Origin of the sequence: Streptomyces bambusae (assembly GCF_019400985.1) — a bacterium.
GTDB classification, from domain to species: domain Bacteria; phylum Actinomycetota; class Actinomycetes; order Streptomycetales; family Streptomycetaceae; genus Streptomyces; species Streptomyces bambusae_A.
The window spans coordinates 95,799-108,650 of sequence record NZ_WTFF01000001.1 but is presented as its reverse complement, the minus strand read 5'-3'; the positions used below and the strand labels follow the sequence as shown (position 1 = coordinate 108,650).

Sequence of the window (12,852 nt, the reverse complement as noted above, 5' to 3'; positions counted from 1 at the left end):
AACACCATGGAGTCCATCCTCGACCTGCAGGAGCTGGAGACCTCTCAGGAGGAGTCCGCCCTGATGGCGGCCAGCACGGTCAGCAACAACTGCTGAACCGTTCCCCGGCAGTACCCATGACCGCCCCGACCCCTCGACGCCGCCCGTGCGGCGGAGGCCGAACCCTCCCCGAAAGGAGGTGAACACCATGGAGTCCATCCTCGACCTGCAGGAGCTGGAGACCTCTCAGGAGGAGTCCGCCCTGATGGCGGCCAGCACGGTCAGCAACAACTGCTGAACCGTTCCCCGGCAGTACCCATGACCGCCCCCACCTCTCGACGCCGCCCGTACGGCAGAGGTGGACGCTTCCCAAAGGGAGGTGATCTCGATGGATTCGATCATCGATCTGCAGGAGCTGGAGACCTCTGAGGAGGAGTCGGCCCTGATGGCGGCCAGCACGGTCAGCCAGAACTGCTGACGACCGCCTCCGAGGCGGTGACCGGTGGCGTGAGCCGAGGCCAATTCGGCTCACGCCACCCCCAGCATGCCCCGTTCCCACGACGGGATCCACACGGACTCGTCTTCCAGCCCTCATCCGACGCTCAAGGAGCAGGTACTTCCCATGGACCAGCGGAACTGGGTGCCTCCCCACCGCGGTGCCGCCCCTGCCCTGCGCATCCTCGACGCCCGTGAACCCGGGCGCGGCCAGGACGCGGGCGCCGGGGCGCTCGCCACCGCGCAGCTGCTGGGCGCCCGGGGGGTCGGCACGGGTACCCGGGTCCTCGTGAAGGCCGAGAACTCTCCCCTCCAGGTTGTGGCCTTCCTGGGGCTCGTCCACCTGGGCGCGTCCGTCGTGCTCGTCGACCCCGGGCAGACGGAGCAGGAGACCGTGAAGTCGGCCATGGCCGCCCGCGTGCGGTTCGCCGTGGTGGACGACCGTGCGGCCCTGCCCCCCGGCTGCCCCGGCATCACCACCGCGGCCCTGGCCGAGGCGCAGGCCGAAGCCCGGCAGCCGGGGAGCCGGGAGCCGGGGCGGTTCGGCTTCGACCGGTGGCGGGCGCAGCCGGACGCGCTCGTGCTGTGGTCCTCCGGGACCACCGGCGCCTCCAAGGGCATCGTCAAGTCGGGCCGGGCGGTCATCGGGAACCTGGAGCGCACCAGATTGCTGATGCCCTACCGGGAGGACGACGTGTTCCTCCCCCTGCTGCCCTTCTCCCACCAGTACGGCATCTCGCTGGTGCTCCTCGCGGCCCTGGGCGGCGGCTCGCTCGTCGTCGCCCCCTACGCCCGGCTGGACCGGGCGCTGGAGGCGGGCGCCCGGTGCGGGGCCACCGTTGTGGACGCCACGCCCGCCACCTACCGGAGCGTCGTCAACCTGATGCGCCGGCGTCCCGGACTGCGGGCAGGGCTCGGCGGCGTGCGCATGTGGTGCACCGGCGGCGCACCGTTCGACCCGAGGCTGCAGGCAGACTTCACCGAGACCACGGGCAGGCCGCTCCTCGACGGCTACGGCAGCACCGAGGCCGGGAACCTCGCGTACGCCACCCCCGACAACCCGTCGGGCTGCGGCCGGGTCCTGCCCGGCCTGGAGGTGCGCATCGTCGACCGGTCCGGTCGGCCGCTGCCCGCCGGGGAGGCCGGGGAAGTGCGGATCAGCAGCCCGGACCTCATGGAGGGCTACCTCACGGCCGATGGGAGCATGACACCGCGCCCGTCCGCCACCGACCACCCCACCGGAGACGTGGGCCGTTTCGACCAGGCGGGCAACCTGCACGTGCTGGGCCGGAACGCCGCCGTCCACCGGCTCGGGCACACGCTCTACCCCGACGTCCTGGAACGCAAGGCGGAATCGTTGTGCGGCCGGCCGGTCCGAGTGGTCCCGCTCGTGCACGAACGGCGCGGGCACGCGCTGGTGTTCGTCGTGGAGGACCCGGACGCCGGTGATCCGCGCCTATGGCGCCGCCGCCTGTGCGAGGCGCTGCCCGGCTACGAACACCCCAACCACGTGCTGGTCACCGACCGCTTCCCGGTCACCCCCCGGGGCAAGACCGACGCCCGGCGGCTGCGGGAGTGGGCCGTGCGGCGGCTCGCCCACGCCACCGGCCCCGGTGTCCCGGTCACACCGGCCGCACCGGCCCAGGACTGAACACGCCGCGGCGCCCCTTTGCGCCGCGCGCACCCACCGCATGCCCGGACAGGGCGGCCACCTCAACGAACACCGAAGGACTTCCCATGCCCAACCCCTCGGACAGCGGCGCCGGCCGCCGACGCGTCGTCATCACCGGAGCGGGTGTGGTCACCGCGCTCGGCAACACCGTCGAGGACCTCTGGGCCGCTCTGGTCGCCGGCCGCAGCGGTATCGGGCCGATCACCCGGTTCGACGCCTCCGATCTTCCCACCCGCATCGCGGCGGAGGTCGTCGACTTCGACCCGCTGCAGTACATGTCCCGGCGCGAGAGCCGCCGCATGGACCACTTCGGCCGCTACGCCGTCGCCGCGTCCGTCCAGGCTATGGAGCAGTCCGGCCTCAGGACGACCCAGGAGACCGCGCACCGCCTCGGTGTGCTCATCGGGTCCGGCTACGGTGCCAACATCGCCGGCATCGCAGCCGTCGAGCGGATGCTGGAGCGCGGCCCCAAGTCCATCAACTCCAACTACGCCATCGGCGGCGCCCCAGACAACCCCGCTGGCGAGGTCGCCATGCGCTTCGGCGCCGAAGGCCCCACCGGCGCCATCATCACCGCCTGCGCCACCGGTACCACCTGCGTCGGTGAGGCCGTCCACATGATCCGCTCCGGGCGGGTAGACGCGGTGGTCGCCGGCGGCGCAGACGACCCGATCAGCCGCCTCGACGTGGCCGCCATGGCCAACCTGCGGGCACTGTCCCGCCGCAACGACGAACCGCACAAGGCCAGCCGCCCGTTCGACCGCGCCCGCGACGGGTTCGTCTTCGGCGCCGGCGCCGGCATCGTGGTCGTCGAGGAGGCGGAGCACGCGCTGCGCCGCAGCGCACCCATTCTGGCCGAGGTCGTCGGCTACGGGGCCACGACGGACGCCTACCACTCGACCGCCCCGCACCCGGAGGGTCTCGGCGCCCGGCGGGCCCTGACCGCAGCCCTGGAGGACGGCGGCCTGCGGCCCGAGGACATCGACTACATCAACGCGCACGGAACCAGCACCCTCCTCAACGACCGCACCGAGGTGGAGGCGATCCGGGCCGTGTTCGGGGAGCACGCCACCTGCATCCCGATCAGCTCGATCAAGTCGATGATCGGCCATCTGATCGCCGGGGCCGGCACGGTGGAGTTGATCGCCACGATGCAGGCCATGGCCCACGGGATCGTGCCGCCCACCCTCAACTGCGACGACCCGGAGGACGAGGAGCTCAACTTCGTGCCGGGCACCGCCCAGGAGCACGCCGTTCGCACGGCCGTCAGCAACTCCTTCGGCTTCGGCGGCCACAACGCCGTGCTGGCGGTCCGCCGCTGGGAGGGCTGATGCGCGGGGACTTCGTCTCGCTGCAGCGCTGCACCGAAGCCGACTACGAGCGCATCGCCGACTGGTCGATGACCGCCGCGAGCACCTTCTCCTCGGGCGCCCCGCAACTGCTCACCGGGCCCGAGATCCAGCAGGCCGCCCGCCAGGGCGGCATGTCCTTCCTGATGGTCGTCACCCATGAGGGAGAGCGCATCGGGGCGGTCAACTGGGGCCCGCTGGCGTACCACGGCAGCTACACCATCGGGTCCGTCATCGGCGCCTCGGGCCTGTGGACCCAGGGTTACGGGGTCGAGGCGAACGTCCTCCTCCTCAACCACCTCTTCCACGCGCTCGACGCCCGCCGCGTGCAGATGACGCTCGGCACCCACAACCGGCACATGCTGCAGATCGTCGTCAACGCCGGCTTCGTCGTCGAAGGCATCCTGCGGGACTACTTCTTCGTCGACGGACGCCACTTCGACGCCGTGACCTGCTCCCTGCTCCGCGAGGAGTTCTACGCCCTGGCCGAGACGGCGGAACTCGGCCTGGCGGCCGACACGGTCCCGGCGGAGGACAAGGCCGAAGCCCGGCGGATGCTCTCCGAGCACCTTGACCACCGCTCCGCCGCATACCTGCGCGACCTCTTCGAGCGCTGAACCGCTCGCGCGAGAAAGATCCACACATGCCACTCTCAGGTCCGGAACAACTCCCCGGCGAGGCAGCCGGCGATCTGGTGGCCCTGATCCGCCGGACCGCCGCCACGGCCGGGGACACGCCCGCCTTCACCTTCGTGGAGTACGCGAAGGACCGGCGCGGCATCCCCAGCACCCTCAGCTACCGGCAGCTCGACGCCCGGGCACGCGCCGTCGCCGACGCCGTGCTGCGCCACTGCGCTCCGGGCGACAGGGCCGCCGTACTGGCCCCGCAGGGGCTGGACTACCTCGTGGGCTTCCTGGGCTGCCTGTACGCCGGAGTCATCGCGGTGCCCCTGTACGCGCCCGAGGCCTACCGGAGCAACGAGCGCCTCCAGGGCGTCCTCCGCGACAGCGCCCCGGCCTGCCTGCTGACCGCCGCCGACAGCGCGGACGCCGTGAGGGAGGTCGGCCGCACCGACTCGGGAGCCGAACTGCCCGTCGTACGGCTCGACGAGCTGCCGCAGACGCCGGTGGGGCCTGCGGGCCACCCGCCGGTACGACCGGAGGCGCCCGCCTACCTGCAGTACACCTCCGGGTCCACGTCCACCCCCCGGGGCGTGGTGGTCAGCCACGAGAACCTGCTCGCCGCAGCCCGGCAGAGCAGTGTGCGCTCCCAGCTCGTCGCCGAGGACGTCGTCGTCTCCTGGCTGCCGTACTTCCACGACCTCGGGCTGATCACAGGTGTGGCCATGCCTCTCAGCGTGGGCGCGCACGCCGTGCACCTGAGCCCCACCGCGTTCGTGCAGCGGCCCCACCGTTGGCTCGAGCTCGTCAGCCGGTACCGGGGCACGTGGACCGCGGCTCCCAACTTCGCCCTGGACCTGTGCGTGCGCCGCGTCACCGCCGAACAGCGCGCCGACCTGCGCCTGGACTCCCTGCACACCCTGTGCAACGGCAGCGAACAGGTCCGCCCCCAGAGCGTCCTGGCCTTCACCGAGGCCTTCGCCCCGTGCGGTTTCACCCTCAACGGTCACGCTCCCGGCTACGGGTTGGCCGAGGCCACCCTCGGCGTCACCACCGCACCGGACGGTGCGGTGATCCGCTCCTTCGACCGGGACGCCGTCGCGCGGGGCACGGCCGTGCCCTGCGACCCCGACGCCCCCCGCGCCTGGGGGCTGGTGGGGTGCGGCACCCCGCTTCCCGGTCTGCAGGTGGCCGTCGCCGACCCCGGGACCGGACACGAGGTGCCCGACGGGACGGTCGGGGAGATCTGGGTCAGCGGACCCAACGTCGCAGCGGGCTACTGGCGCAGACCCCAGGAGACGGCCGAGGTATTCGGCGCCGTTCTCACCACCCGCGACGGCTGGACGACGGGGCCGGTCTGGCTGCGCACCGGCGACCTGGGGTTCCTGCGCGAGAAGGAGCTCTTCCTGACAGGGCGGCGCAAGGACCTCGTCATCATCGACGGCCGCAACCACTACCCCGGGGACGTCGAGGCGACCGTCACGGACGCGCTCGCCGCGCTGGAGCCCGCCGTAGTGGCCGCGTTCGCAGCGCCGGGCAACGACGGCGAACGGCTCGTCATCGCTGTCGAGCTACGCCGCCGGGGCCGCACCCGGCCGGACCTGACCCGGGACGAGGCGGTGACCGCCGTGCGCCGGGCGGTCACCGTGCACCACGGCGTCGACGCCGCCGAAGTGCTCTTCGTACGCCCCGGGGCCCTGCCCAAGACCAGCAGCGGGAAGATCCGCCGTCGGTCCTGCGCGACGGCCTTCGCCGAATCCTCCCTGCACCGCGACGACACGGAATGGTGACCTCCATGAACGAGCAGGCACTGCGAGCCTGGCTGACCGCCTGGCTGGCCGCCGAACTCGACCTGGCGGCCGACACCATCGACGAGGAACGGCCCTTGTCCGACCTCGGCGTCGGCTCCCGGATGCTGGTCCAGCTGTCCGGCGCGCTGGAGGAGCTGCTCGACCGCCCGCTGTCCCCGGTCGTCGGCTACCGGGCACCCACGGTGGCCTCACTGGCCCGCCACCTCGTCGGCGCGGATGACGCGCGGGCCGTGTGCGTACGGACCACTACCGCGCCGGGCGGCGGCGACGAGCCCGTCGCCGTCATCGGGCTCGGCTGCCGCTTCCCCGGCGGCGCCGACAGCCCCGCCGCCTTCTGGCGCCTGCTGCGCGAGGGCCGTGACGCGACCGGCACTGTACCCCCCGACCGGTGGGCGGCGGCCGCCCGGACCGAAGGCGACGACGACGTCCTGGCCCGCACGCCGTCCCGGGGCGGCTTCCTCGCGGAGGACCCGGCGGCCTTCGATGCGGAGTTCTTCGGTGTCTCCGCCCGCGAGGCGGAGGCCGTCGACCCCCAGCAACGCCTGATGCTGGAAGTCGCCTGGGAGGCGCTGGAGCACGCCGGGATCCCGCCCCGCTCCCTGAAGGGCAGCTCGACCGGGGTGTTCGTCGGCGCCTCCGCCTCCGACTACGGCGTCCTGCAGATGAACGACATCGAGCGCGTTGACGCCTTCAGCGGCACGGGATCCGCGCTCAGCATCATTGCCAACCGGATCTCCTACACCTTCGGCCTGCACGGCCCCAGCATGGTCGTCGACACCGCCTGCTCGTCCTCCCTCGTGGCCGTGCACCTCGCCGTGCAGAGCCTGCGCAACGGCGAGTGCGACCTGGCACTCGCCGGCGGGGTCAACCTGCTGCTGTCACCGGCGGCGACCGTCAACTTCGAGGACGCCGGGGTCATGGCGGCCGACGGGCGCAGCAAAGCGTTCGCCGTCGGCGCGGACGGCTACGGGCGGGGCGAGGGCTGTGGGCTGGTCGTCCTCAAGCGCCTCTCGCTGGCGCAGCGCGACGGTGACACCGTCCTCGCCGTGCTGCGCGCCTCCGCGGTCAACCAGGACGGTGCCACCAACGGCCTCATGGCGCCCAACCCGGCCGCCCAGCAGGCCGTGATCCGCAGTGCCTTGGCCGCGGCCTCCGGCCTGGAGGCGGGCGACATCGACTACGTCGAGGCGCACGGCACCGGCACCGAGCTCGGCGACCCCATCGAAGTCGAGGGACTCACGGCGGCGCTGGCCCCCGCAGGTCGCGCCCGCGACCTGCTCATCGGTTCCGTGAAGACCAACATCGGGCACCTGGAGGCGGCGGCCGGAGTCGCCGGCCTCATCAAGGTCGTCCTGTGCCTGGCCCACGGGCAGCTGCCGCCCAGCCTCCACTTCGACCGTCCCAACCCGCACATCCCGTTCGACCGCCTCCCCGTCAAGGTGGTCACGGCCAACACGTCGTGGCGGCCCCGGCCCGACCGGCCACGCCGTGCGGGTGTGAGCGGCTTCGGCTTCGGGGGCACCAACGCCCACCTGATCGTCGAGGAAGCCCCCGCGGGCGATGCGGCTCCCGCCGCCCGGCGGACCGCCGGCCCCACCCGGCCGCTGCTGTTCCCCCTCTCGGCGGGGTCCCCCGCCGCGCTGCGCGCCCACGCAGGACGGCTGGCCGACTGGCTGGCGCACCACCAGGACGCCTCGCCCACCGATGTCCTGCACACGCTCGCTCTGCGTCGCTCCCACGAACCGCACCGCTCGGCCGTGGTCGCCGCGGACCGTGCCGCGCTCGTCCGCGGCCTGCGCGCCCACGCCGCGGAGACCGCCTCCCCCGCCCCCACGGGCGGCGGCCCGGGTCCGGTGTGGGTCTTCTCCGGACAGGGCTCTCAGTGGGAGGGCATGGGAAGCCGCCTGCTCCGTGAGGAGCCGACCTTCGCCCGCAGCGTCGCCGACCTCGACCCCCTCGTCCGCGCGGAAGCCGGCTTCTCGGTCGAGGAGGTGCTCCGCTCGGGACGCCTGCCCGAGGGTGTCGACGCCGTACAGCCGCTGCTGTTCACCGTGCAGGTGGCCCTCGCCGCGATGTGGCGGGCGCACGGGGTGCGGCCCGCAGCCGTGATCGGGCACTCCATGGGCGAGGTGGCTGCCGCCGTTGTCGCCGGGGCCCTCGACGCCATCGACGGCGTACGGGTCGTCTGTCGCCGGTCGTCGCTGCTCACCAGGGTCGCCGGGGCCGGCGTCATGGCGGTGGTGGAGGAGCCCGAGGACCTGCTGCGCGCCCGCCTCGCCCGGACCGGGCTCGACGGGGCCGTCGACGTCGCCGTCGTGCCCGGGCCGCTCGCCGTGGTCGTGTCCGGGGACCCCGGGGCGGTACGCCGGCTCGTCGACCTGTGCGAGGCCGATGAGGTCAACGCCCGCACGGTGCGGGTGGACGTCGCCTCCCACTCGCCCCAGATGGATCCGCTGCTCGCGCCGCTCCGCGAGGCACTGGCCGAACTGCGCCCCCGTACACCCGCCATCCCCTTCTTCACCACCGTGGGCGGGCGCGACGGGACCGACCCGCTGTGCGACGCCGCGTACTGGGCGGACAACCTGCGCGCCCCCGTCCGGCTGGCGGATGCCGTGCGCCGTGCGGTGGACGCGGGCTTCACCACGTTCGTCGAAGTCAGCCCCCACCCGGTGCTGACCCGGGACGTCGCGGCGACCCTGCGGGATGCCGGGGCGCCCGGACACGTGCTGCCGACGCTGCGCCGGGACACCGATCCGCGCGAAGCCTTCCTCACCTCCCTCGGCGAGCTGTACTGCCTCGGGGCGGACCTGCCGTGGGAACAGTGGGCCCGCGACGGCCGGCTGCTCGACCTGCCACGCCTCCCCTGGGAGCGCCGCCGGTACTGGACCACGGCCCGGCCGTCGGCCGGGCCCGCGCGGGTCACCCCCACGGCGCCCCCGCTGCCCGGGGCGATGACCGAGGTGCCCGCCGTGCCCGGAACCGTCCTGTGGCAGACGGAGTTGCGCACCGGATGGTGCGGACCCCTCGATCAGCACCGCGTGGGCGGGCATGCCCTGCTGCCGCTGTCGGCGTACCTGCGGACGGCACTTGACGTCGCGGAACACGCGGGCCTGGGGCCCGTCACCGTCCGTGACCTGACGGTGCACGCCCCGCTCGTGCTCCCGCCCGATGTCCCTGTCACCGTCCAGACCTGCCTGCGGGCCGCCACCGGCGAAGGCGGCCCCGCCTCGATGGAGGTGCACGCCCGTGCGGCCGGGGAGCGGGAGTGGACGCTCTGCGCGTCGGCCCGTCTCCACCCGGACGCCGTGCAGGGCGCCGAACCGCTCCAGGCGGACCTGCCGGCCCCGGGGGCCCGGGGCACGGAGGCGGATCCCGCGGGGACGGCGGCCGTGGCCCCCGCCGACCACCGGGCCGGCCTGGCAGCCGCCGGGATCGAGTACGGCGAGGCGCTGTGGGCGCTGCACCGGCTCTGGCAGCGCGAGGGGGCCGCCGAGGCCGAGGTGCGCCCTCCCGCGGGCGAGGGCACCCGGGAGGCGCGGCTCCGGCCCGGTACGGCGGTCCTCGACGCGGGATTCCAGGTACTCGCCGCCTGCTTCCCGCACGGACACGAGCAGGAGGCCGCAGGCGCGGCCGTGGTCACCGGAGTGGACCGCTTCCGCTTCGTGGCCGGCAGCGCGGCCCCGGCGGCCGCGGTGGCCGTCCTCCGCGTGACGGCCGAGACCCGCGACGAACCCGACGGGTCCGCGGCCGCCGATCTCGACTGGTACCGCGACGGTGTACGGGTGGGCTGGGCCCGGGGCGTGCGCTTGCGGCGCACCGGCACGCCCGCCCGGGTCCCCGCTGCCTGGGTGCACCGGGTCGAGTGGCAGCCCGAGCCGCTGCCCGCACCGCCGTCCGCGGCGGGATCCGGTCCGGGCGGGCGGGACGGGTCGGTGCTGGTCGTCGTAGACCGGCGCGGCGTCGGCGCGGCGCTCGTGGCGCGGTTGCGGGAATCCGGGGTGCCCTGCCGGACGACGGACGCCGCGGAGCTGGCCGGGCTGTCCGCCGAGGCCGTCCGGGACCGGCTCGGCTCCCTGGCGGACGTACAGCACATCGTCCACTGCGGCTCGCTCGACACGGCTGCCGGGAACGGGGCGGACGCCGAGGCGGCCGTCCGTCTCGCCGCCGACGCCTTGCACCTCTTGCAGGCCCTCGGCGGCCGGGGCGGCGGTGCACGCCTCTGGCTGGTCACCTCGCTCGCGCAGGCCGCCGGGGACCACGACCCCGACCCCGCTCAGGCTCAACTGTGGGGCATGGGCCGGTGCTTCGCCCTCGAACATCCGGAGGACTGGGGCGGGCTGATCGACCTGGGCGGGCTCACCGGGAGTTCCGGCACCGAAGTCGGCGCCGCAGCCGTCCGCGCTGAACTGGCCGCGGGCACCGCCGGAGTGCAGTGCGCGTACCGCGACGGCGTCCGGCTCGTGCCGCGCCTGGTCCGTGCGGCGCTGCCGGACCCCTCGCGGCCACGGCCCGCGGACCCGGACGGCGCGCATCTGGTGGTCGGTGGATCGGGGCGGATCGGGCTGCTCCTGCTGCGGCGACTCGTCCGGCTCGGCGCACGTCACCTGGTGGTGGTCGGCCGCAACGGCGTCCCCGACGCGGTGGTCGACGCGGTGCGCGAGGCGGGTGCCGAGCTCACCGCGGTGCGGGCCGACGTCGCCGACGAGGACGCCATGGAGGCCCTATTCGCCCGCTTCGGCACCGAACTCCCCGCGCTGTGCGGCATTTACCACCTGGCCTTCACGGAGGACGTCACGCCCGTGGCGGAGCTCGACGCCCGGCGGCTCGAGGAGGTGCTGCGGCCCAAGGTCGCGGGCACCGCCCTGCTGCACCGGCTGAGCGCTGACCTGCCGTCGGCGGAGTTCCTGTGCTATTCCTCGACCACGGCACTGCTGGGCTCCCACTCCATGGCCGCCTACGCCGCCGCCGGCTCCTTCCAGGACGCGCTCGTGCACGTGAGGCGCCGGGCGGGACGGGACGCGCACGTGGTCAACTGGGGCACGTGGGCCACCGGCCTGGACGACGCCCCGGAGGCCGGGCTCATCACGGCGACCGGCATGCGCCTGATGGACGGGGAACGCGCCGTGGCGGCCCTCGACCACGTCATCGGCGCCCCGGTCACGCAATGGGTCGTGGCCGACGCCGACTGGCCGACGCTGGCCGCCGCCTACGCGACCCGCACGCCGACCCCGCTGCTCGTGGAGCCGGCCGCCGGCACCGCCCCTGCCCCGGCGTCGGTGTCGGCCGACGGCCGGAACGCCACTGTGGCGCTGCGGACCGCCCTCGAACGCGCGGACCGGACCGAACGCCGCGCCCTGCTGCGCCGCCAGGTGCGCGAGGTCGTGGCCGCGGCGCTGGACCTGCCGGACGCGGCCGCGCTCGACCCCGAGCACCGGTTCTTCGACCTCGGCCTTGACTCCTTGCGCACCATGACCGTCATCCGCCGCCTCAAGGCGCTGGTGCCGGGGCTGCGCCCGACCGCCCTGCGTGACAACCCCACCGTGAACGGGTTCGCCGAGACGTTGCTGGAACTCCTGGACGGGACCGGGGCCGGCACCGCTCGCTGACGGGCCGTCCGGACCGGGCCGCCGAGTCACGCCCGCCTGGGACGGACCGCCCACCCCGACCGCATCGCAACACCACCACCCGTCCGCGGCCCCACGACCGCGGGCGCAACCGAAGGAAGACCATGCAGCACGACACGCTCACCCCCCTGCACGACCTCAGCTACGGCAACGGAGTCGCCGCCGCGCACGACCTGGCCGCCGGAGAGGTCGTCACCGACCTCGGGCAGTGCGTCGAGGCCGACACGCCGTCGATCTACACCATCGACATCGGCGGGCGCCACATCGACGGCCCCCGGGTGCGCCACCTCAACCACTCCTGCGACCCGAACACCCATGTCGACACCGTCCGGCTCCAGGTGGTGGCACTGCGCCCGATCGCCGCGGGCGAGGAGCTGACGTTCTTCTACCCGACGACCGAGTGGGAGATGGTCGGCCCCTTCGCCTGCCTGTGCGGTGCGGCCTCCTGCATAGGCACCGTCAGCGGTGCCCGGGACCTCCCTCGGGAGGTGCTGGAGCGCTACGAGCTCAACCCGCACATCGCGGACCGGCTGGCGAGCCACGCCGGATCCGCACGCTGAGCGCGGCGCGACCGAGAGGAGGAGAAACCATGAGCCGCTCCTGTCTGGTCGTCGGCGGGAACCGGGGGATCGGTCTCGCCGTCGCCCGGTCCCTGCAGTCGGCGGGCGAGCGGGTGACGGTCACGTACCGCACCGGCGAGCCGCCCGCCGGCCTGCCCGGCGTGGTCTGCGACATCACCGACCCCGAGCAGGTGACCCGGGCCTTCGCCGAGGTGGAGGCGAGTCAGGGCAGCGTCGAGGTCCTGGTCGTCAACGCGGGCATCGTCAAGGACCAGTTGCTCGCCCGCATGCCCGAGGAGGCCTTCACCTCCGTCCTCGACACCAACCTCACCGGTGCATACCGCATCGTCAAGCGCGCGCTACGGGGCATGGTGCGCGCTCGCTACGGCCGCATCGTGCTCGTCTCGTCCGTGGTCGCCCTCCAAGGGGCGGCCGGCCAGACGAACTACTCGGCCTCGAAGGCAGGCCTGATCGGCTTCGGCCGCAGCCTCGCCCGTGAGCTCGGCCCGCGAGGGATCACCGTCAACATCGTCGCGCCCGGGCTCATCGACACCGACATGACCGCCGGTCTGCCTGCCGAGCTCCTGGAGCAGTACGTCCGGGACATCCCGCTCGGCCGGAGCGCCGCCCCCGAGGAAGTCGCGCATGCCGTCAGGTTCCTGGCGAGCGACGACGCCGCCTACGTCACCGGTGCCGTCCTGCCGGTCGACGGCGGCTCCTCCATGGGCATGTGACACCGGCC

The 12,852-nt window shown here is 73.9% G+C and carries 10 protein-coding genes; all 10 read left to right on the top strand.

Annotated elements, in window-relative coordinates; translation table 11 throughout:
• Window positions 1-6: 6 nt before the first annotated feature.
• The 10 genes from GPJ59_RS38810 to fabG all read left to right on the top strand — a co-directional run bounded on the left by GPJ59_RS38810 (window position 7) and on the right by fabG (window position 12,844).
• On the top strand, window positions 7-96 hold the full coding sequence (locus GPJ59_RS38810) for a class III lanthipeptide (RefSeq protein ID WP_199838249.1): 90 nt from the start codon (window positions 7-9) through the stop codon (window positions 94-96).
• Between the two features lie 91 nt (window positions 97-187).
• Window positions 188-277, top strand: a complete 90-nt coding sequence (locus GPJ59_RS00430; protein WP_199838249.1) for a class III lanthipeptide — start codon at window positions 188-190, stop codon at window positions 275-277.
• Window positions 278-367: 90 nt separating this feature from the next.
• Complete coding sequence (locus GPJ59_RS00425; protein ID WP_219664097.1) at window positions 368-457, top strand: class III lanthipeptide; 90 nt, start codon at window positions 368-370, stop codon at window positions 455-457.
• A 144-nt stretch (window positions 458-601) separates the two neighbouring features.
• Entirely contained in the window at window positions 602-2,125 is a 1,524-nt protein-coding gene (locus tag GPJ59_RS00420; RefSeq protein WP_219664096.1) for a class I adenylate-forming enzyme family protein, read from the top strand.
• Window positions 2,126-2,211: 86 nt separating this feature from the next.
• Window positions 2,212-3,477: a beta-ketoacyl-ACP synthase II gene (fabF, locus tag GPJ59_RS00415; protein WP_219664095.1), complete on the top strand. Its 1,266-nt coding sequence runs from the start codon at window positions 2,212-2,214 to the stop codon at window positions 3,475-3,477.
• A complete protein-coding gene (locus GPJ59_RS00410; RefSeq protein WP_219664094.1) occupies window positions 3,477-4,112 on the top strand; it encodes a GNAT family N-acetyltransferase in 636 nt (211 codons plus the stop codon). The genes fabF and GPJ59_RS00410 overlap by 1 nt, the downstream gene beginning before the upstream one ends.
• Before the next feature lie 26 nt (window positions 4,113-4,138).
• Window positions 4,139-5,905, top strand: a complete 1,767-nt coding sequence (locus GPJ59_RS00405) for a fatty acyl-AMP ligase (protein WP_219664093.1) — start codon at window positions 4,139-4,141, stop codon at window positions 5,903-5,905.
• Between the two features lie 5 nt (window positions 5,906-5,910).
• Entirely contained in the window at window positions 5,911-11,532 is a 5,622-nt protein-coding gene (locus GPJ59_RS00400) for a type I polyketide synthase (protein ID WP_219664092.1), read from the top strand.
• A 122-nt stretch (window positions 11,533-11,654) separates the two neighbouring features.
• Window positions 11,655-12,110, top strand: a complete 456-nt coding sequence (locus tag GPJ59_RS00395; protein ID WP_219664091.1) for an SET domain-containing protein-lysine N-methyltransferase — start codon at window positions 11,655-11,657, stop codon at window positions 12,108-12,110.
• 29 nt (window positions 12,111-12,139) lie between these two features.
• Window positions 12,140-12,844, top strand: a complete 705-nt coding sequence (gene fabG, locus GPJ59_RS00390) for a 3-oxoacyl-ACP reductase FabG (RefSeq protein ID WP_219664090.1) — start codon at window positions 12,140-12,142, stop codon at window positions 12,842-12,844.
• The last annotated feature ends 8 nt before the right edge of the window (window positions 12,845-12,852 follow it).